This is a genomic window from Desulfosporosinus sp. I2, from assembly GCF_000960765.1.
GTDB lineage: Bacteria > Bacillota > Desulfitobacteriia > Desulfitobacteriales > Desulfitobacteriaceae > Desulfosporosinus.
Window position 1 is genome coordinate 1 of sequence record NZ_JYNH01000043.1, and the last position, 22,025, is coordinate 22,025.

Annotated in this window: 18 protein-coding genes; 5 read left to right on the forward strand and 13 right to left on the reverse strand. The window is 42.9% G+C overall.

Going from position 1 to position 22,025, the window contains the following annotated elements:
- Nucleotides 1-232: 232 nt before the first annotated feature.
- Both UF75_RS11645 and UF75_RS11650 read right to left on the reverse strand, forming a co-directional pair.
- Nucleotides 233-3,610, reverse strand: coding sequence for a cell wall-binding repeat-containing protein (locus UF75_RS11645; protein WP_045574773.1), 3,378 nt, complete (start codon nt 3,608-3,610; stop codon nt 233-235).
- 449 nt (nt 3,611-4,059) lie between these two features.
- Entirely contained in the window at nt 4,060-6,606 is a 2,547-nt protein-coding gene (locus UF75_RS11650) for a S8 family serine peptidase (protein WP_045574774.1), read from the reverse strand.
- A 266-nt stretch (nt 6,607-6,872) separates the two neighbouring features.
- Between UF75_RS11650 and UF75_RS11655 the strand changes: the two genes are divergently transcribed.
- Nucleotides 6,873-8,837, forward strand: coding sequence for a cell wall-binding repeat-containing protein (locus UF75_RS11655; RefSeq protein WP_242860204.1), 1,965 nt, complete (start codon nt 6,873-6,875; stop codon nt 8,835-8,837).
- A gap of 191 nt (nt 8,838-9,028) precedes the next feature.
- Here UF75_RS11655 and UF75_RS11660 read toward each other — a convergent pair whose 3' ends face one another.
- On the reverse strand, nt 9,029-9,607 hold the full coding sequence (locus tag UF75_RS11660; protein ID WP_045574776.1) for a Uma2 family endonuclease: 579 nt from the start codon (nt 9,605-9,607) through the stop codon (nt 9,029-9,031).
- A 67-nt stretch (nt 9,608-9,674) separates the two neighbouring features.
- Entirely contained in the window at nt 9,675-10,892 is a 1,218-nt protein-coding gene (locus tag UF75_RS11665) for an ATP-binding protein (protein WP_045574777.1), read from the reverse strand.
- 189 nt (nt 10,893-11,081) lie between these two features.
- Here UF75_RS11665 and UF75_RS11670 point away from each other — a divergent pair, with 189 nt between their 5' ends.
- The 4 genes from UF75_RS11670 (at nt 11,082) to UF75_RS11685 (ending at nt 13,745) form a co-directional block, all read left to right on the forward strand.
- Nucleotides 11,082-11,426, forward strand: a complete 345-nt coding sequence (locus UF75_RS11670; RefSeq protein WP_045574778.1) for an EamA family transporter — start codon at nt 11,082-11,084, stop codon at nt 11,424-11,426.
- A gap of 8 nt (nt 11,427-11,434) precedes the next feature.
- Nucleotides 11,435-12,547 carry a GNAT family N-acetyltransferase gene (locus tag UF75_RS11675; protein WP_045574779.1) on the forward strand — a complete coding sequence of 371 codons (1,113 nt, stop codon included), beginning with the start codon at nt 11,435-11,437 and terminating at the stop codon, nt 12,545-12,547.
- A 122-nt stretch (nt 12,548-12,669) separates the two neighbouring features.
- Nucleotides 12,670-13,494 (forward strand): XrtA system polysaccharide deacetylase, encoded by an 825-nt coding sequence (locus tag UF75_RS11680; RefSeq protein ID WP_045574780.1) that lies wholly within the window; start codon nt 12,670-12,672, stop codon nt 13,492-13,494.
- Nucleotides 13,491-13,745, forward strand: coding sequence for a type II toxin-antitoxin system HicB family antitoxin (locus UF75_RS11685; RefSeq protein ID WP_045574781.1), 255 nt, complete (start codon nt 13,491-13,493; stop codon nt 13,743-13,745). Before UF75_RS11680 ends, UF75_RS11685 begins: the two co-directional genes overlap by 4 nt.
- A 114-nt stretch (nt 13,746-13,859) precedes the next feature.
- Here UF75_RS11685 and UF75_RS11690 read toward each other — a convergent pair whose 3' ends face one another.
- The 9 genes from UF75_RS11690 to UF75_RS11730 all read right to left on the reverse strand — a co-directional run bounded on the left by UF75_RS11690 (nt 13,860) and on the right by UF75_RS11730 (nt 21,907).
- Complete coding sequence (locus UF75_RS11690; RefSeq protein WP_045574782.1) at nt 13,860-14,414, reverse strand: DUF3368 domain-containing protein; 555 nt, start codon at nt 14,412-14,414, stop codon at nt 13,860-13,862.
- Nucleotides 14,411-14,707 (reverse strand): UPF0175 family protein, encoded by a 297-nt coding sequence (locus tag UF75_RS11695; RefSeq protein ID WP_045574783.1) that lies wholly within the window; start codon nt 14,705-14,707, stop codon nt 14,411-14,413. Before UF75_RS11695 ends, UF75_RS11690 begins: the two co-directional genes overlap by 4 nt.
- A gap of 262 nt (nt 14,708-14,969) precedes the next feature.
- On the reverse strand, nt 14,970-15,377 hold the full coding sequence (locus UF75_RS30055) for a hypothetical protein (RefSeq protein ID WP_242860205.1): 408 nt from the start codon (nt 15,375-15,377) through the stop codon (nt 14,970-14,972).
- Nucleotides 15,378-15,469: 92 nt separating this feature from the next.
- Nucleotides 15,470-16,048, reverse strand: coding sequence for a Uma2 family endonuclease (locus UF75_RS11705; protein ID WP_045574784.1), 579 nt, complete (start codon nt 16,046-16,048; stop codon nt 15,470-15,472).
- A gap of 489 nt (nt 16,049-16,537) precedes the next feature.
- Entirely contained in the window at nt 16,538-17,110 is a 573-nt protein-coding gene (locus tag UF75_RS30060; RefSeq protein ID WP_242860206.1) for a hypothetical protein, read from the reverse strand.
- A 10-nt stretch (nt 17,111-17,120) separates the two neighbouring features.
- Nucleotides 17,121-17,828: a glycosyltransferase family 2 protein gene (locus UF75_RS11715; RefSeq protein WP_045574785.1), complete on the reverse strand. Its 708-nt coding sequence runs from the start codon at nt 17,826-17,828 to the stop codon at nt 17,121-17,123.
- Nucleotides 17,825-18,220, reverse strand: coding sequence for a DUF2304 domain-containing protein (locus UF75_RS11720; RefSeq protein WP_045574786.1), 396 nt, complete (start codon nt 18,218-18,220; stop codon nt 17,825-17,827). Before UF75_RS11720 ends, UF75_RS11715 begins: the two co-directional genes overlap by 4 nt.
- Nucleotide 18,221: 1 nt before the next feature.
- Nucleotides 18,222-19,526: a glycosyltransferase family 39 protein gene (locus tag UF75_RS11725; RefSeq protein WP_348983051.1), complete on the reverse strand. Its 1,305-nt coding sequence runs from the start codon at nt 19,524-19,526 to the stop codon at nt 18,222-18,224.
- A 35-nt stretch (nt 19,527-19,561) separates the two neighbouring features.
- Nucleotides 19,562-21,907, reverse strand: coding sequence for a cell wall-binding repeat-containing protein (locus tag UF75_RS11730; RefSeq protein WP_242860207.1), 2,346 nt, complete (start codon nt 21,905-21,907; stop codon nt 19,562-19,564).
- Between the last annotated feature and the right edge of the window lie 118 nt (nt 21,908-22,025).

Consider the following 22,025-nt stretch of genomic DNA (forward strand, 5'->3'; position numbering starts at 1 on the left):
TTTTTGTTTACTCTATGACGCACTATTTACCGTTTACGAACGACCATCTAATTTTGCCTTATTTGCTTCATTAAGGGTAAGTTGTTAATTGATCAAAGAGGAAGACCTTTAAATGTAAAAAGAGCCCTTCGCCGCGGCGAAAGACTCTTTTGCTTAATGTTAGAACAGTTTACCTTTGTGTCGGGGTCTTACCTAAAGAAATTGTGCCGTTAGGTGACTTACAACACTAGTTTTACTTGAATTCAATTTTGATGGTCTTCACAAGCCCAGTAGTTGTGGAAGCGGAGACTGTGATATAGTCACCTTTTTCCATAGTACCACTAATAGCTCCGTTAGACGCTATCGCAATTGTTGAGCCGTTTGCTCTACTGGTACCTGAAGCGATTACTACGTATTGTGCCATGTTAGCAGCTGTTGTTCCATACTGGTCTAAAGGTGCAAAGTACACATTTTGTGTTCCTGCAGCTCCAGCTGAATCGAATTTAGCCAGTGTGGTTCCTAACAAGGACGAATAGGTAATTGCCCCTGATGTTGTTAGTGTAACAGTGTCCACATCTCTTTCAATACCAACTACTTCAGTAGCTACCGCAACATCAACAGAAGCAGCGGATGGTTTTGCAGTTGAAGATTTGATAGGAGTTTTTACTGTGTGCACAAATCCATCAGCACCCATAACCGTCACAATGATATACGCATTTGATTCTGTTTTTGCAGGATCTGATAACGCATTAGCAACTACTTTAATAGAGTCAAATGCACCACCAGTTGCACCATTGAATATTAAGAAGTCAGCACTAGTACTATTTGCTCCAATTACTGGAGTTCCTCTTAATACTACTTTGGCTCCAGATGCGGTTGTACCATAAACTTTTGGATTAGCTTTGAAACCAGCTTCTTGGTCAGTTACTGTCATGCCACTGAGACTATTAATGCCATTAATAATATAGATAGGTTTGTCTAATTGAGTAATAGTATAATCTTTGATATCGCTATCTTTTACAGCTGTAAAGGATTGTGATTTTGTGTCGATGATAACTGTCGGTGCTGTTACATCGTATAGCTCAAACTTAACCGTTGCAGTACCAGTTGCCTTCGCTGTAATGACAACTTGAGAAGCACCAGTAGAAAGTTCGCCGCCGATACCACCAGTAACTGTTGCATCAATAATTGCAGGAGTAACTGGAGTTACTTTAACCCGATAGTTACTTGCTGCAGCTGTTGTCATATCAATGACTCTGCCATATTGATCTTTAACAGCAAATCCGCCTTCATCCCACCCAAAGTCTGCTTTCTGAGTAGCATAAACACCACCGCTAGTTTCTTGAAGATTACTCATCAAGACTGAGCTATCTAACACTAGTGTATCAGCTTTAACTGGTTTCTGAATGTTGATTGTTATGCTACTATATTTACCGGTTTTTGTAACAGCTGATATAACGGCTGGTACTGAAGTCGTTCCACTGTTTGTAACTGCAGTATTTTTAATTGAAGCAGTTCCATCATTATTTAATACAGGATATGCTCCGGTAAGAGTAACAAGAGGAGTAGAACCACCGAACAAATCAGAGTATTTTGTGACTGCAACTCCATTTTGGTCTACTGCTGAGAATGGAATTAGTTTTTCTTCACCAGAAGCTATTGCTACTGATGGAGCGTATAAAGTGAACGAATCGACTTCTGATTGTTTCTTCAAGGTAGTATTGATTTGTGAAGTCTTACCTGTCCAAGTCATCGCTGTGATAACTACCGGCATATCAATTTGAGTTGCAGCCGACGTAGCTACTACTTTGATTAATGCCTTGCTTGAATCTGCAGGATCCTGTATAAGCTCGGCAGTTACATTAGGACTTGATGACGTCAAGAAGTTACTTGTCAAGATCAAACCTTGTTGAATCATTGTGTAATTGGTTGTAGGGTTTCCACTGAGATCCGTAGCTTCATATCCAGCATAGAACACATCAGTGCTATTTCCTGCAGTCAACACTTTTCCATCAGCATTGGTTAATGTTGTAAGTTTGATATCACTTAAGGTACCGATTTGTGATGTCGCACTTAAAGTAGCAGTTGTTGATACTCCCGAGCTTGTATCATTTGCTGTAATTACAACGCCTCCACCAAAGGTCAACAGATTCAAACCTGACGAAGGACTTACTTTAATCAATCCTTTAGACGCGTCAATGCTTCCTACGCCTGTTTGGAATGTCACATTATTAGCCAATGCTACGTTTGTAATATCAACACCATATTGATCTAAAATCCTATAAGTTGCATAACCAGTTTGAACTGTAACAGCTGGAGTTCCTGAAGTTACACTAGTAACACCTAGTTTACTAGAAGTAATTTCAATTTTAGCAACTTTTTGTTCAGTTACAGTGACATTGGATGATCCAAGTTCAGTTGCATCATTCTTCACAGCGACTGAATAAGTTCCTGATACGTATTTTGATGAACTTGTTAAAGTAGCTTCAGTTTTAGCAGTATTCCAAGTAGCTGATACAGTTACAGGCATTGATCCATTTTTAACTGTAAATGCAATCTTTGTTGTATCTGCAGGCGCTTGGTTAAAAACTACTTTGAAACTTTCAGCACTAATAGCACTTACTGATGTAACTGACAATGCGCCAGCAGGAGGATTAACTACGCCAGTCTTAACGCCTGCAACAACAGCATCCGTAACAACAGCGGCACCACCGAGAGCAGTAACAACACTGCCAGCAGCAAGTTTACCGGATACGAATTTAGCTGCAGCAGGAACTGTTCCGTCTGTGAGGACGATAGCGGAGTTAGATAGAGCTGCAAGTGGAGCACCAGCAAGAGCATCAATACCAGTTACGCCGTTGGCTACAAATACATTGTCAAATTTGAGGGAAGAAGCAAAATCTTGAATAACTTGGTTATTGGTGTCATAAGCGGACATTCCAGCATGACGGGTTGCGCCAGGAAGTTTAGCTTTGACTGCATCACTGATGACGCCTGTTCCACCAATAACGTCAGATGAGGTAATTCCTGGGTTAGCTGCTAAGAATCCTGCAACGCTATCAGGAAGTTTGTCTTTGTCAGTTAGGAGAATAGGTGCATTGGCTGCAGAAGCAATTGCTGCGATCGAAAGAGCATCTTGCAGACCATTTGCAATAACAACTTTAGTTGCTGCAGGCATTTTAGCTGCAATATTTACGGATGTTTCTGCGCGGTCTTTTCCACCAAGGGGAACAACCGTGATATTCATACCTTTTAATTCGTCAAGCACGGATTGTTTGATAACTGCGGTTCCGCTAGTTACATAAACCGTTTTAACATTGAGTTTGGTAAGTTCAGCTTTGGTGTCAGCATCGAGTGTGCTTGTAGCTCCGGTCAAAAGAATAGGAGCTTTTAAGTAGGATGCGAGTGGGCCAGCTGTGAGAGCATCAACCATACCATAAGAAGCGGAGGATGCGAGAATTGCTGTACCTGTCCAACCTGTTTGGTCAGCGATTGCTACTGCTGTTTGAGCTGCAGTGGTACCTGATAAGCGAGGTGGCACTGTTCCTGATGCAAATGCATTGAAAGGTACCATCGTCAGAGCCATACTTGCGATAGCTAAGGAAGCTAAGGCTTTTTTAGTTTTTTTCATGTAGTGAATATCTCCTCTCAACTTTTGGATCTCTTTCTTTTTTGTGATGAAAAACTGTTTCTTAATTCTTACCTAGGACGTCTCTAGTCGTCCCTCACCCCCTTAAAAAGTGTAGCACAATCTTTAGACATTGCGCAATATCTAAAAGCATCCACAGGATAAAGTGGGAGCGTCCCCCCTAAGGATGAAGTTCATCCCTCCCATGGCGTACCATTTAGAACGCGTAAGAAATGAAGAAACCACAAAAAAGGTCTATATTAGCTATAACTATTCTCCGCTATCGCTAATATTCCTGCTTGGTTGTCCGATTTTTTTTAAGTTTTCTTTTTACTATCGGACAAGTTTTCACCTTTACTAGCTTAGTGTACACTAAAACTTATTAGTTTTCCAGCCTTTAGGCTAAAATATACTTAAATTCTGCTCCCTTTTTTGTAATTATTACCCTATTGTTACTCGACCCAAATTTCTAAGGCTTGTATAACATCTTCTGGCACTGCGGACGTTCCGCCGAAGACCTCTATATGCTTTCCGTTCCAAGTCTTTAAAAGTGTTCCTAAACTTGAAGGAATCGCTGTTTGTGTTGGAACTAAAACCACCCTTGTTCCATAAAATGCTGCTCGGACAGCACCTGTTAAGGCATCCGGAAAATTCTCCCCGGTCGCGACTTCCAGTTTGGCGGTTGTCGGAGGATACACTTGCAAGACAGCCGCCGCGGTGTCGTAAGCGGTCAATCCGCTAATCCGACTAGGATTAGGGAGGCGGTCCATGACCTTAGACCCAACCACTGCTGTTCCTCCGATGACTAAGGTCTCGGTGACATTTAGGCTCTCTAAAGCGGTTTGCGTATCCGTGGATAAGTCCTGAGATTCAGTGAGTAAGATCGGTACCCCTTGCCTTGCCGCCCAAGAAGAGATGACTAAAGCGTCTTGGAACTGACGAACACTGGCAATGACAGCCCTTCCCTTAGTCCCTAGTTCCGTGGCAATCGCCCTAGCGGTTCCTTCCGCCGAATAGCCGTAGAGACGTTTCACTTCATACTTCTGTCGAAGTTCTGATTCGATCGTCGATGATAGTGCTGCCGTGCCCCCTAATAGATAGATTTTCTTCGGAGCCAGTCGTTGTAGTTCCGTTCGAACCTCCTCATTAAGCCCTGAGCTTTGGGAGAGTAAAATTGGTGCTTGAAGTTTATAGGCGAGTGGCGCGCCCGCTAAAGCATCTGGGAATTGATTGACTTGGGCTAAAATAACGGTATCCGCTCCGGTTGTAAAGGTGGCCTTGGATATCTGCACAGCCGTTTCTTCAGCCGTGGCCCCAGCAAAGCGATTATTTTGCGTTTCAGTTGTTTTATCTGTTCCTATTGCGTAGATTCCCGAAGTATAAAGTCCAACCCGCGCTTCCCCACTGATGATTTCCCCGCCTAAAGAGATCCAACGCGAACCGCTCCAGCGATATAACGTCGCACTTGAGTTAACTCCAATTAAGGGATCATTAAATTGTAGCGAGAGCATTTTCAGAGGTGTTTCACTTCCCAAGTCGACCTGAAACGCCGGGGTCAAAAAGGTGGCATTTGCTGATAAATCAGCAGGTGTCGCCGTGGTTCTTAAGGTTACGTCCACAGGCTTGTCAAAGGCTTGTGGCGGAATCGTTAAGCTCACCTGGGTAGACCCTGATGTCGCTTGGACAATTCCTCCTGTTACATTAATCCCTACTGGAGCTGGCACAGTATCAGGTGTTTTGTTGGCGAGGGTCAAGGCGAGTTTTGCGTCCACAAGCCCATACCCATACTGATCGTCCCTTCCTGATACGCCTAAATCCTGGGTTCCTTGTGTCAAAGCCTGAATCACTTGCTCTCTTGACCAATCTATGTGCTGGCTCCATAGTAAGGCTGCTTCCCCTGCCACAAATGGAGCAGCCATAGAGGTTCCGCTCGCAGAGACGTAACCTGAGCCGCTCGTTGGACTCCAACCATCCGTTGGGATCGAATCTCCTGGTGCTGCAAGATCAACTTCCGGTCCTGTGGACGAATAGTCTGTCACCTCATCTGCTTTATCGGTCGCCGTAACTGCCAGAACATGTGGATCTGAAGCAGGGTAGCTTACGCCCGGATTTGTTTGAGACTTAGGGTCATAATTTCCACTTGCTGCAATCAACAAGCACCCTTTATCTGCCGCATAGGCAACCGCTTTTTTTAAAATATCTGAGGCGAACGAACCATTTTCCGAACCCAGGCTTAAATTAATGATCTTTGCCCCATGGGCTGCCGCCCAGATAATCCCGTCGGCAATTACATCATCATTTCCTTCTCCCTTGGAATCCATAACCTTAACTGGCATAATCTTAGCCTGATAAGCTACACCGGTAATACCCACTCGATTTCGTTCGGCAGCTATGACTCCAGCGACTCCGGTTCCGTGTCCATTGTTATCTTGATTCGCTCCCGCTACCTCGCTTCCCGTAATCGCATTGTAACCGGGAACCAAATTATGGATTAAATCCGGATGTTGGAGGGCGACACCCGTATCGATCACTGCAACCGTCACCCCTTGACCGGTCGCTCCCATTTCCCAGGCCCCTGGTACATCCCCCTTGACCAAAGACCATTGCTCTCGAAAGAGGGGGTCACTCGGCAAGGTTGAAGGTGTGCTTTCGATCGTTCGGCGATAATTTTCCTCGGCGCTTAAGATCCCGGGTGTAACTTTTAAAGCTTTTATGACTTCTTGAATATTTTTATTTCCCGCAACTTTGACCGTTACGTAATTTAAAGGGCCCCGACGGACAATCTCTACCCCGAAGTCTTCAGCCACCTGATCGATGTTGGTCCCCGCTGCTACCGAGAGGACAACTTGTTGGGATTCTACTTGATTTATCTGCTCCTGGAATATATCGGGTTGCGCTGTAGCCAACTGTGGAGGTATCCCTAAATTGAGAAGCATCATCGCTACAATGCTCAATCTCAATAATGCAGATTTAGGTTTCTTACTATAGTTTCGTAGCATCGCTACCACATCTCCTTCCTATATTAATAGACAGTCAAGCTTGTATTCGACAATTTATGACTTATTCCTTTATTGACCTTATTTTTTCGGATTGTTATATATTGGATTCTGTCAAAGGAAGGGTTTTAATGTTCTTAAAAAGAATAATTAAGATATGTGGTAGGCATTATTTTGTGCTTCCCCTTAGACTTGATTTAACACTATAAAATGAGGTGAGGCAAATTAACTTTTTCACAAAAAAAACCATGGCTCTTCTATGCAGTTTTATGATCATTCTAAGCAGTACAGTCATACACCCAATTTTGGTTCAAGCTGAACCCACCGAATCTGTCACTAACCGCATTTACGGGAATACTTTGTATGATACGGCCGTGGAGATCTCTAAGCAAGGCTGGGATAATGCTCCTGTCGCCGTACTAGCAACGGGTCGAAATTTCCCCGATGCCTTGACTGGAACCGTCCTTGCTCAAAAGGTCAAGGGTCCTCTTCTGTTAACCGAGTCGGATCATTTGAATCCTTCAGTTTCGGCTGAACTCAAACGTCTGGGTACCCAAGAAGTCTATCTTCTCGGTGGAACTGCTGCTTTAAATGATGGGATCGAACAGTCACTCAAAGACCAAGGGATCTTGCCAAAGCGCCTGTTTGGCTGGGATCAGTATGGAACCGCTGCAGGCATTGCCCGGGTGGCTACCCCAAGTTCTGATCAAGCCTTTTTAGTCAATGGCGAACATTTTCCGGATGCCTTAAGTATCTCGTCTTATGCAGCCGCTAAGGGCATACCCATCCTCCTCACACGGGCTGATTCACTGCCACCGGAAACAGCTCAGATACTCGGTGAACTAGGAGTATCACAAGTGACGTTGATTGGTGGCACGGCAGTGATTAAAGACACCCTTGAAGAGCAGCTTGCTAAGCTGCCAAACCCTGTTAAAGTGACTGCCAGATACGCTGGATACGACCAATATGAAACGAATACGGTGGTTTTAAATCAATTCCCCTTTGAAACCTCTGGTGTCTATGTTGCAACAGGAGAAAATTTTCCGGATGCCTTAGCGGGTGCCGCTCTGGCAGGGAAGAGCAAGGCGCCGATTCTATTGCTCCCCAGTAATCAATTAGGCAACTCGACCACTGCTTATCTCAATCAAAAAAGAGCTGCTGGCTCAGCCTTCACAATTTTCGGGGGGTGGGGAGTTATCAATTACAAATTAGAAAGTATTATTCGCACCGGGGTTGTTCAAGCACGGATTTCCCTTCAATACACTCAGGGCGGTTTGGAGGGTACGAAAGGAATGCTCAGTCAGGTCCAGTCGATTCCCTCACCGGCTACGGATTATGCGGATATTATTGCACCGAGCTGGTATTACCTCGATGATACCGCGGATGGTAATGTTACCGGAGGATGGGATGCCAGCTCTAGCGATTATGCCAAGTTCTCAGCCACTGTGCATTCTCGCAATTTAAAAGTCCTTCCGGTCATTCAGTCCTCTTGGGACAGTCCCAAAGCCGTTGACACCGTAATGGCTTCAGCAAGCGCTCGAGCAACCCTGATCCGCGAAATTATGGAACGGATCAACAGCATCAATGCCGACGGTATTGTGATTGATTTTGAATTTATGAGTAACTCCACAGGGCCCAATCTCACTCAGTTTATGAAAGAACTTTACGCCCAACTTCATCCTTTAAATAAGTTGGTGATCGAAGCCGTCGTAGCTCGAACCGGCTCAGAGGCCTGGCTCGGAGAGTTTGACTACCCTGCCCTCGCTCAATCTGTAGATTACTTGCACATCATGACCTATGACTACAGCCACGGGGTTCCCGGACCCATTGCCCCGCTGGACTGGATGAATAAAGTCTTGAACTATGCGCGTGGACAAGGGGTAGACATGCATAAAGTCCTGCTCGGAATCCCTTACTACGGAGTCGATTGGTGGACTACTGACTCAACGGTGCCCGCCCCGACCTATAAGCGACGTTCAGGTAGTATGACTGACCTGTTAGCGCTATCAGCGGGCTCAGTCCAACGCGATGCGTCACAAATCCCTTATTTCAATTACTCTGATGCGCTCGGTTCCCACACGATCTATTTTGACGATGCAACAAGCTGGAATGCCAAAATGGGGTTACTCAGCCAGTATGGACTTGCCGGAGTCGGAGCGTGGTCCTTATTCTGGACGCTGAACCCTGAAACCTCCAACGTGATTTACCCGATCTTAAAGCAACATCTACGGTAAGAGGAAGAGAACGCTCTGCTTGCTATGCTTGCTCTGCTTGCTTCCCATCGGAAAACAATAAAGCCGTTCACTGACTTAAGATCAGTGAGCGGCTTTATTAAATTCTTATTATTATGAGCTTTGTCTTTCGATTAATTAAAATCTGATCAATTGTCCGGGACAATTCTAAGTTGTGCATAGTCCCTTTAGATTCACTGACCAGGAAATACCGTACTCAAATCTACTATTAAATCCGGAAATATTGATACAGTTATTTTTTCATCCTCAGTATATATTTCTAGTCTGCCATACCTACCATCGCTTTGTAATAAGAATACACTCGTAAGCTTAGCTTCAGGCTCCACAATCCAATATTCTATAACTCCAGCCTTCGCATACTGATTAAACTTTGTAACTCTGTCATGTTTAATCGAAGATGGAGAAATAATTTCAATTATTAAGTCAGGCGTACCATTGCATCCTTTTTTGTCAATTTTGGATTGGTCACAGACAATGGTAATGTCAGGTTCGAGAACTTTTTTAATGTCTTCATCTTTCTTTTCATCACCCCTAGTTAACCTAACAGAAAATGGCGCATGGTAGACCTTGCAAGATTTACCTTGCAAGTAATTTGCAAACTGCCTGAACAATTCACCGGAAATTAATTGATGCTCCGGTGACGGGGTTACCTGCATATATGGAACCCCATCAATAATTTCTATTCTTTCATCTTCCGGCCATGTTAGATAGTCTGCATACGTGTACTGTCTTTCTTCATGTGGTAATGCCATAAAAAGCACTCTCCTTCATCAAGATTTTATTCCATCAATACAACGTTCGTAGACAGAGTTCAGGTAGTCAATACTCATCCATCAACAAAAACTCGGCAAGATTTTTATGTTTGATACCCTCTATATTGTCTTGCCAAAAGTCCTCCATTGTCACAACATATTTCGGATAATGGTCTCTTACGCCAAGTAATGCCCCAAATTCTCTTTTGATGGTTGATTCTTCCGATAATTTATAAGCTACCTGAATATATACCTTTTGTTCCTTTTTCTCTGCTACGAAGTCTATTTCTTTTTCATCAAACTTCCCAACATACACTTGGTATCCTTTGCGTTTAAGTTCTAAGAAAACGATGTTTTCAAGAATTCCCGATATATCTCTATCCTTATATCCCATCACCGCATATTTCAAACCTTGGTCACCAATAAAGTATTTCTCATTGGTTTGCAAAACCTCTTTGCCCCTCAAATCATATCTCGGAACACGGTAGATGATAAATGCACCTTCAAGAGCATCTAGGTAGTTATAAACTGTCTCGATATCAACCTTTATCTGCTGATTTTTGAAATAATCGGCTACTTTCTTGGCAGAAAACATATTTCCGATGTTTTCGAAAATATATTTCACAATCCTTTCCAATAACTCAATATTTCTTATGCGATTGCGCTGAACGATATCCCGCAAGATTGCGGAAGCATAAATATCCTTGATGATTTTATAGGCATCCTCATGAGAGTAGCCCGCCGTATGAAGAATCGGGAACCCACCTAACCGTATAAATCGCATAAATTCCTTTTGAATATCTGTAATCTCTGTGCCGGTAAGAATCTTTTTAAACTCCAGATTCTCTTTAAAAGATAAAGGCGTCACATTGATTTCAATATATCTTCCTGCAATATAGGTGGCAAGCTCGGAAGATAATAATTTTGAATTTGATCCTGTAATATAAATGTCAGCATCAAAATCCACCAAAAAAGAGTTGATTGCTTTTTCCCAACTCTTCACTTCTTGAATTTCATCTAACAGAATGTAATATTTAAGCTTATTTGTAATTTTTGATTGTACAAATGAATATAGACTTTTCGCATTATCAATCTCGGAATACTCCATTGACTCAAAGTTAATATATATGATGTTCTCAGCGCTGATTCCACGCTGTGTCAATTCTTCTTGCAACATTGTTAAAATTGTAGATTTACCGCTTCGTCTAATACCAGTCAGTACCTTAATCAAAGGTTTATCAATAAATGGTCGTAGTTGCCCTAAATATAGTTCTCGTTTAATCATGGCAATCCCCTCCATAATGATTATATCCTATTACATATATAATATAAACGAGTTTTTATGGTTATAACCCTTAAGACTAAGGTTCATTTTAGGTAGGACGGGATATATACTAGTATGGTTTACTTTGCTTTGTCAACCCGACATTGTATAATATCAGAAAAGCTCAATGCGGAAGTATGAGGTGGCAATTTGTTAATCTTACTCACGATTTTCAACTCTGTGCTCATGGTAACAGGGCAAACCCTTTGGAAACTCGGAGCGTCAGGAAAAGAAATTCATAGTCTTGGACAACTCCTGCGCCTTTTTCTCAGCCCCTACGTCATTGCCGGCCTCATGGTGTACGCCTTTGCTTCCGTTCTGTGGATTTATATTCTAAATAAAGGGGAGTTAAGTTATGTTTATCCCATCCAAAGTACGGCCTTTATTTTCGCCCTTATTATAGGAACAACGATTTTCAAGGAACATCTCACACCGACAAAAATTATCGGGGTTTTAGTGATTTGCCTTGGTGTTATTATTATCACGCGGAAGTAGGAATTATCATGTGGAAAGCGGTTAAATATTTGCCGGAAGATCTACCCGAGACCCTCGAAATGACACGGGAGTACTACGGAGAATCTTGGATTTCCGACGCTGGATACTTGAAATGGCAGTATGAGGCCAACCCAGCCGGTCCGGCGATGATCCAATTAGCTCGAGATGTGGAGACCGATCAGCTTGCCGGTCAATATGTTGTGATTCCGATGCGTTTTAAAGCGTATGATAAAACAGTACACGGAATCCTCTCCCTAAACACCCTCACTCGCCAAATCTACACCGGACAAGGAATCTTCACAGGCTTAGCTAAAACCGTGTATCAGGATGGTGCTGAGCATGGATTTGAGTTTTGCTACGGGTTTCCCAATCCGAACTCCTACCCCGGATTTACGAAAAAGCTAGGATTTGCGGACCTAGGGTGCGTCCCTCTGTTACTTCGTCCGTTGAACCCTAAAGCTTTAGTCAAACAAAAAGTCGGTTCCTCACTGCTTGCTTCTCTTGCACTTCCCTTCCAACTTTATTATAAGGTGAAAGATCGCTCAGATGACCACTATGAAGTTTACCCGCTCACTGCCTTCGATCTTTCTGAAATCAATGCCTTCTGGGCTAAAGTACAAGACAAGTACCCGATTATGGGAATCCGTGATGCAGACTATATCCGCTGGCGTTATTTTGAAAATCCTTATCGAGACTATCAGATCTACGGGATACATAGAAAAAACAGTTCTCAGCTTATCGGTTATATAGTCGGAAGATGCACGGAAGTAGAGGGTATCTCCTCTGGCATGATCGTTGACTTCCTGGTCGATCCAAGTGTCCCTGCCGCAGGGAACCTTCTCCTCAATCGTCTCCTGCGCTTCTTTGTCGATAACAACTTGGATTTGGCGGGTTCGCTCATGTTGCCTCACACGCAAGAATCCCGCATTCTTAAAGCCAATGGCTTCATTACCTGTCCCAGAGCCTTGGAACCGCAACCCTTCCCGGTTATTTACCGCAGGTTAAGCCCTAATGTGGAAGAGGAAAGGGAAGAGAAAGCGGACCAAGTTAAAAGAGCCCAAGACCCGCTCCTTCAACTAAATCATTGGTTCTTAACTATGGGTGACTACGATGCTATCTAGGCCTTTAAGAAATGTTTCAACTAAACACTAATTATTACTTATCCATACCGTTCCATTACCTTATCCATTACCTCATGCACTGCCTCATCCATAACCTTACCGTACGAAAGCAGGGTTAAGCTATGAAGAATATTTTAACCATCGACTTAGAAGAATGGTTTCATGCCAATTATCACGAGGATGTTTTTGATCCCCATAAAACCTATGAAGTACGCATCGTCCAAAATACGAAACGTCTTCTAACCCTATTTGCCGAACACAAAGCCAAGGCTACCTTTTTCGTCCTAGGTTATGTAGCGGAAAAGCACCCCCAGCTAATTAGGGATATCTTTGCAGCAGGACATGAGATCGCAAGTCATGGCTATGCTCATCAGCTCATTTACCAGCAATCACCGAGTGAATTCAAAGAGGATGTTAGCCGTGCCAAACAATGCGTGGAAGATATCCTCGGCGAGCAGGTTAAAGGATACCGAGCCCCATCCTGGTCCATCACCTCAAAGTCCCTTTGGGCCTGGGAGATTCTCCAAGAACTAGGATTTGTCTATGATGCCAGCGTCTTCCCGATCGAAACCTATCTCTACGGTCTGCCTTCCTCTCCTCGCTTTTCCCACCATCCGACGTTTAATGGGGAAACTCTCAACCTCCTGGAAGTCCCTTCCTCAACTATTCGAGTTTTCAAGAAGAATATTCCTTTTGCTGGTGGCTTCTATTTCCGGGCCCTTCCTTATCCCGTCATCGCACAATGTATCAAAACTGTCAATAAAGAGGGACAACCCGCCATTGTCTACCTCCATCCTCGCGAGATCGACCCAGAACAGCCTCGCCTCGACCTCAATCTGAAAGAAAGCCTCATTCATTATTACGGGATAGGTGGGTGCGAACAAAAGTTAATTCGAGTGTTGAAGAAGTTTAAGTTTACTTCTATAGAAGAGTGTTTTAAATTATGAAACAAGCTAAGGGGGGCTACCTTGTGAAGAAGTACAATTTTACGATACTTATTGAAAAGGATGAAGATGGAGGATATATTGCAACGGTGCCTGAATTGAAAGGATGCCATACACAAGGAGATACAATCGCTGAAATAATGGCAAACGTTGATGAAGCCATCAAATTATGTTTAGAGGTACATGTAAAAGACGGAATCCAAGTCTTTAATCCAAATTTTATTGAAGCCAAACAATTTGAGTTGGTTATCTAAAGGAGAGGTCCGTTCACACTGCCTTTATTGAACCATCTAGTGAATTACCTAGACATCGTATACATTATGAAAATACACAAATTTGTCCATACAATAAGAAACGAGATCCCGGGTTTACCCCTTCGATCTCATTTCTTTCTTAAAGGAATTCTCATTCCTACTATTTTCGGCAAGACCTATAAGAACTTCCTTGTAGATTTTCTTAGAAATTCTGTAGTTATTATCAATTAACGTATCCAAACAAACTTTCAAACTTTCAATTTTACCGTTGAGTTTAGCGAGTTTCAAAAAACCAATTAATCCTGTCGGTTCAAGAAGCATCGCTTCGGCTAGACCTCGTGCAGCTTTATCGTCAATTAGAATATATTGCGCATTCAATTCCCTAGCTGCCACTATTACTTCCAATTCGCCTCGATGCAATTTACCAATATAGCGATTGATCAGTAGCTCTTCTTTAACGGTATAAATCTTAATATAACCTCGTTTAACTGCTGTCTCTAATTCTTCTTTACCTAGCCGATTCTGCCCCTCTTGGACTACCTCTGTATAAACTGCTTGCGTTACTATTACCTGGTCAAAAAGGTCCCATAAAAGATGTACTAATCCTAAAGAGGCAAGACCAATGACCGGACTAGAATTACATATCACTAATTCTAATTTTTTGGTCATTTTTTAGAATCCATCTCTTTTAACATTTTTTTAATTGCCCGTTCATCTTGGTACAAATGCTCTTCTGTATATTCTCCCCACGGAAGCCCTTGTTCTTTTAGCATGTCCATAAAATCAACCAGTGTTTCACCCGAGAGCTCTGCCGCCTTTTCCAAAGAAACTGTTTTTTGCGCAAATAGATTAATTGCAAAAGCTACTCTAACCTTTTTGTTGATAGAATTTCCATTAATCTTATCCAAAAATGGTAGTAATTCTTCAGGTAATTGTAATTGAAAGGTTGACTGATTTGACATGATTATCAACTCCACAATTTAAATACTCTTTTGTTAAGTATAACACAAATATCATTGTGTCACTTAAGCTTTGTAAGTTTTTGTTAATTAAACAAAGCTATTACTTTCTAAGTATAGTGGAATATGATGCGCTTGCTTGTTATGCAGCATGTGTACTTTAGCCATCGATGGCGAGAAGTACTTCCTTAAACTTATACTCCCATAACTATGTATAAAAAAAGAGCAAGTTTCTAGCCCGCTCATGTATTCACATAAAGTGTTTTCATTTTACAGATTTTAGCTTTGCAATGTCTCCCCAATTACTCGCTGTGATTAATTCAACATTTAATAAGTCTTTTCTAATAGCTTTAATTTCTCCACTTATTTCCGCTATATCAAACGACATCTTATCGTGTTCTGCTTTGTTGACTTGTGCTAAATGTTCTAACGCCTTTAATATCTGGGTATTTTCTTTAATTTGAGTCCCTTGGATATCCACTTTTTCCGTTAAAGTTGTAATCTGATTCCCCTGGTTATCTACTTTTTCCGCTAACGTTGTAATCTGATTCCCCTGGTTATCTACTTTTTCCGCTAACGTTGTAATCTGATTCCCCTGGTTATCTACTTTTTCCGCTAACGTTGTAATCTGATTTGATAGACCTTCAAGCGCCTGAAGGATTTTATCTTCCATTCCTTCATCACATCCTTTCTATCTTAGAATATATGTTCGATTATATCATAGCCCTACGATAAAATCATTGCTATATTAACATCATTAACTACTTAAGTATCAAAAATTTTGCTTAAATCAATGACAAGATCAGGAAAAATTGACACTGTTACGTTATCTGTTTCAGTGTACAGTTCAGTCCTTCCATATCTGTTGTTATCCTGTAAAACGAAGACATTTACAAGTTTAGTATCGGGTTCTACGATCCAATATTCCTTAACCCCAACCTTTTCATAAATGTTAAATTTCAAGAGCCTATCATTTCTTATTGTAGAGGGTGATAATATTTCAATAACTAAGCAAGGAACACCATAATAACCAGTTCCTCTTAATCGGCTTTTATCACAAACGACTACTAGATCTGGCTGATAAACATTCGTAACATCTTCATCATCGTCTTTTTCTTCAATCTCAGGTAATCGTAAATCAAACGGTGCAGCAAACACCTGACATTGATTATTGCGCAAGTACTCGCCGAACTGCAACATTAATTCTCTAGATATGCTTTGATGCTGCCAAGTTGGAGATGATTGCATATAGGGTATTCCATTAATAATTTCCCATCTCTCAACGTCTGGAAATTTCAGATAGTCAGCATATGTGTATTTCTTATCTTCTTTTGACAATGGCATTCGACTTCCTCCTTACCCTTGTATTGTACCAAATATTTACATGATTTACATCACCTTTTTTAACCTCTCGAAATCCTTACATGGAATGATGTAATCTGGCACAGTTCAATTTTTTCCCTTGGGGACGCCTTGATCATCATAACGTGTCGCAGATAAAAAGAAACGAGCTCGAAGGGTCTACCACCTTCGAGCACGTTTCTTAGTCTTAATCGCTCTTAGTCCAAGAAGAGTAAATATAAACATTATTGCTAGGTGAAAAGTTTTATAATTATTTCATCCTTACTCACGTTTAGATAGTTTGCAATGTCACCCAATATAGCGCTTAGAGTTCCTATTCTCAGCGGATTATGATTCGGAATAGTTATGTGGTGTTCTTCTCCACATATTGTTGAAGTTAACCGAATAGACTACCGGTTTGTCTTGTAACTTCATAACTATATTTTGCAAGAAGTATAGTCAGTTGTTTGCCATCAATATCACGAGGAATCCTCATATAGCAACAATCTCTTCTCTAATATAATGCAATCGAATGATTCTAGGAATCTGGCCTTCATCAAAGTGGCACCGAACTGCATCCTTCGCGCTCTCTCTAATAGCATCCAGAGTGTCACTTTCTGTAAATATCGAATAACCCAAAGCCCTTGCAATATAGCCACCTTCTGGGGCTTCTTCAACCAAAAAAATGATCTCCTTATCCATTCTTTCACCTTCTCCTGTATCATTATATTCAATTATGCCACAAAAAGGTCTTCCAGAATCATTTCCCAGAAAATCGTCCCTACCCCCCCGTTCCAACCAAGCCCAAGAGTGCCTTTCTACAAAGCACAAACCCTCACGCTCCGAACCCCTACCCCAGAGGAGCGCTTTTCTGCTAAGCGGATGCTTTAGTGTAGCCGCTTGTCCAGACGAGCGCCCGACGGTTCGCGCCCCCCCGTAGCGGACCACTGGTTCACATGCTTCTATCCCTGAGGTTTGGCGAGCTCGCGAACCGTCCAGCTCGTCAGCGGCGTAACGTGCAGACGCGTGCAGAATAGCGCTCCTCCCCCCGTCGGGCTTGTACAAAAAGCAACCCCTAATCGTCCCAAATCCTACTCATCATCGAGTTAAGAATAATCGCCAAACTTACTTTAAACATATAATACCCGCTCTTAAACGGCGTAATCGACGAACTCCCCGATAACCGCGCATCCATCTCAACCGAAATCTCTATCACCCGTAACCCATTCTTAAGCAAGGTTACAATAGCATCCGGCTCTGGGTAATCCGTGGAATAATGGCTAGACACAATCCTCAAGGCCTTTTGATTATAGGCACGAAAGCCTGACGTAGGATCCGTATAACTCTTACGCACCACCGATTGGATCGTTTTACTTAATAGATAGATCCCTAAGCGCCGTGGCCAAGCTGATTTATACGACGTTTTCTCTAAAAATCTAGATCCAATGGTGACATCGGTTTCACCCATCAGTACAGGGTCTACTAATTTCTTGATTTCTTCCGCTCTGTGTTGTCCATCTCCATCAACTTGGAGGGCCACATCATAGTGATTCTTCACAGCATAAAGAAACCCCGTCTGAACCGCTCCACCAATTCCCAGGTTAACTGGCAGAGAGATCACCATCGCCCCATGCGCACGGGCAACCTCGGCAGTCTGATCGGTGGAACCATCATCGATGACGAGTACATCGAGCCAAGGGGAGGTTATTTTTAGATTACGGATCACCGGGCCAATATTTTCCACTTCATTCCAGGCGGGAACAATCGCTAAGATTTTTTTCATTTCACTTCGTCCTGCACATCCATGCGACTTATTTCAAGGCTGACCGGGCTTTCTTCCAAGCGTTTCAAGTCGTCCTCAAGTAGGGCGATCCGTTGTATTAAGACCCGATTGTTCGAACTTAACTTGGAAATCTCCAAGGAAAAATGAACACATAAAACAAATACCAGAACCCCAAAAATTACAAAGATTGCTGATGGGGCATAATATATCCCCATCAGATCGGCCAAATACTCCACTCCATTTTTCCAGAGGGAAAGACCGATCATACCCAAACCTGCCACAATCCAAATCATGGAGTATTCTACCGCCAAACGCCGCCGACGGACTTGTTCAACGATAAAGCCGGTAACCAGAATACTTGCTATGAAAACGACAATTTGAACGCGTGACAATTTAGATCCCCCTACCTATGCGCGGATTCACTTTGGCCAGTCTCCCAATTCCTTTAAGGGCCATGACTACCGCTAAGGATGCGAAGAGGATCATCGCAGGCATAACGGGTAACCGATAGCGAGCCCCGGATACAACTGTGATCATACTCACGATAAAACTATAATAGGCCGTAAAAAGCAACAGAAAACTATACTTTCTCAATTGGAAAAGACTAATGACCACCCCTAACAGTCCCAAAAGGAGATACCATTTATCCCATTGATCTCCCTGCATTTTATAAGAATCGCCATCACGTGGAGTTACCGGTTGCCAGAAAAGGTTTTTTTCCTTAGCTAGTGTGCGCTGCACAAACTTCACGGGATGCTGAAGTATATACGACACTCCCAATTGCTTATATTCCTTCTCTTGTTCTGAGATCGGCAATTTTTCGATCCGCGCCTTTACTTCAGGGTCATAACTTGGTTGAGAAAACACAAAGTATTGATCTGTCACGGTTAAGGGATTGTTCCCTAAGTAAAATTCATAGGAACCATAATTCGAAACAGCAATAAACTGATGATATTTTATACCGTTGCGTATCCACCAAGGGCTCATGACGATGATCGTCATCATGACGATGATAGCAAAGTCTCTGATGGCAATTTTTAAACGGCCACGATGCATCCCTAAAATCCAAAGTCCCAACACCGGGAAAAAAAGCAACAATATAGGGCGAACGAGATTGGAAATCCCGATGACCGCCCCTAAAATTAGAAGAATTTTAAATCTAGGCCGCTTGATCTCTTTGACATAAAGAGCCAAAACGTAAAGGAAAACTGTGATCGTAAAGACGTAGGTAATTTCTGTGAGAACATACATCCCCCAAAAAGCAAATAAAGGGTATCCAAGGGTCAGTCCATAGGGAATCCAAGCATATCCCTTGCCAAACAATAATTCTCCCGTCTTATATGCGAACACCGCACTGGCTGCACCAAGCACCGCATGCAAACCAAGGATAACCATGCCATAACTTTTAAAGCCAAACAAGCCATAGATTAAAGCGAGCAACAAGGGGTAGATCGGTCCAACCACGTACTCTCTTGTTAGGGCAACGGCCCGTACAACTTTGTCATCTCCCTGAGCAAAGTTCGCCGTATTTACGAGCCCGTGACCTTTGAGAAAATTCTCAGCAATGTTGGAATAGTTATATCCATCAGGGGATATAAAGTAACTCACGTTATACGATTTAATATAGAGAAGTTCTATGACTAAGGCGACGAAAAACAAAAGTCCTATCATCCACCGCCCTTTATTCAGTTTACCCAATGACGTGTCAAACCTCCGATAATCTATTATATCAATTATTCGGGAGTCAACAGACTCCCCAAAATCTTCTCATTAGAACTAGAAATTACCCCGGTTCCGCCTAATATATAAGTTTTAGTGGCCTTTCCAGATAAACTTTTTAAGAAAGCTTGAGTATCCGAATTCATCGCTCCTTTAGGGACAAGAATCATCGGGCTCCCACTTAACGCTGAAAAGGCACCACCAGATAAACCATCCGGGAAGTTCTCCCCTGTAGCGATAACGATTGATTTTGTATCTTGATTAAAGTACTTTACAATTTGTAACATCGTATCATATTTTGTTTCTCCCGCCAAGCGTAGGGGCCCATAGCTATCCAGAGGACCTCCCTTAGCATCAAATGATGTGGAAACTGCGTATTTCCCACCCACAATAATGGTCTTGGTTACCCCGTAGTCTTTTAATAGTTGCGTGGTAGCTGCCGGTAATGTGCCCTGTTCCGTTAAAAGGATGGGGATCCCCAAAGCTGCCGCTGGGGCAGAAGCGGATAGGGCGTCTGGGAAGCTTGAACCGGAGGCGAGAATCACTTGTTTACTGGGACCCATCTTCCGAGCAATTTCTGCTGCCGTATCGGCCGCTGTTTTCCCAAACAGTCTCTCAAACGGTAGATTCGCTTTGGCGAGCGCATCCGTGACGGTTTTCTTGATCGCGCCATCTCCACCTATGACATAGACTGTCCCTCCAGCCCCAAGCCGTTTCATCTCCTGCAAGACTAGGTTATCCAGTTTGTCTGGGGCCGTGAGCAGTAAGGGTGCCTTAAGTTTCTTAGCTAATGGAGCAGCTGCAAGGGCATCCTGAAAGCGGTCAACCCGAGCAAGGAGCACAATTGGGGAAGAATTATCCGCCCATCCTTCTTTAGATATCTTGATCGCTGTCTCTTCTGCCCGAGTGCCATAGAGACGTTGGATGCTTAAGGTCCCTGGTTGTGGTTGGGGATTTGGGGTTGGCTCGGGGGTAGAGCCTCGGCTAGGCTCGTAGATAGGACTTGGATTCGAATTAGCGGTACGCGTGAGTTCGTAGCCTATTTTAGCCCGTTCTGTGAGACTAGCATCGAGAACTAGTCCCTGCAGAACCATTAAATAATAGTTAGCTGCACTCGCCTTAGAAGTAGCTGTCCCTTCAACGGCCAATTTGTCTGCTTCAGCCAAAAGCTTGCCATAAGCCTTTATGAGACCCGATTTTGCCTGTTCTGCGAGGCCTGCATCCAGGGTTGAACCTTGCAGAACCACTCCATAGTCTTGAACTACATTCGTGAGAGTGGGTCCGGAACCTTCAAGGAGTAGTTTATCCGTTTCAGTTATGAGTTTACTTAGGGCACTTAGATGTCCTTTGCTAGCCCGTTCTAAGATGGTGGCATCTAAATTTGGGCCTTGCAGAACGGTCCAATAATATTTAGCTGCCGTAGTGTATGAGGAATCCTTTTTTTCAAGAACCAATGTATCCGCTTCAGCTAACAAGTTAGCATAAGCCTTCAATATTTTCTGGGAGATGACCGATTTATCGGTGACCGTCGGACTTTTATAGGCGGTGACATAAAACCCTAAAGCGTAATAGGAACCCCACCGCGCATAATTGTACCAGTAATCTCCGTTAGCAGCCTCTGCACCGGGTCCTCCGCCGGATGATATCAATGAACTTGGATCAATCTTTAAATCTCCCAGATGAGTTGGAGTCGGTGTACTCCAGCGACCAGAGAAATATGGGGGATTCACCGGGGGTAAAAGTTCCTTCGAGAATTTTGTAGTTTCTGGAGTAAACGTAATCGCGCTATTGTACTTTTGCCTCATAAGACTGAAGATGGAATCCTGATAGGCAGATTTACCCGTAAGGAAATTGGGATTATTTCTAGATGCCCAACTGTTGTTAGACCCCACACAGCAAAATACCAATTTTCTAAAACGTTGCGGTCGCCATCTCCAATCTTGGGATAAGCACGCCAATTTTTGGTTGAGCATCTGACAACCCATTTCGATATTATAGTCAATATCATTTTTCAGTTTATTGATTGTCTCGGTATCACTGGCACTATATGAAGAGATTTGCATAATACCGATTCCTATTCCGTCACGTCCTATTAAAGGTTTGTCGGTTATAGGTTGTCCTGTCGAATCAAGTTCATATTGTTTCCAGCCGCTCTCCATCCAGGCTATGGACTTAAGAAGTACCGGAGGAATGTTATATTTATTGGCCCAAAATTCGAGTTTTTTGCCGATATCCTCATAGTAAGCCGTTGGAACCGTTGGAACATCAGCGGCTAAAACCGATTTTGCTGGGATCAATTTCATAAAAAAGAGTCCGATAATCAGTACTGCTATGATTTTCCTGAATTGGTTCGCTCTCATAGTTTCTTCCCCTTTCCCATCTGGGCAAACGTCATAAACTTCCTTCTTTATCCTTATTCGACATAAAAGGTGATAGTCCTGCCCCAAAAAACAGACTTGTCCCATGTTGAATCTGCTT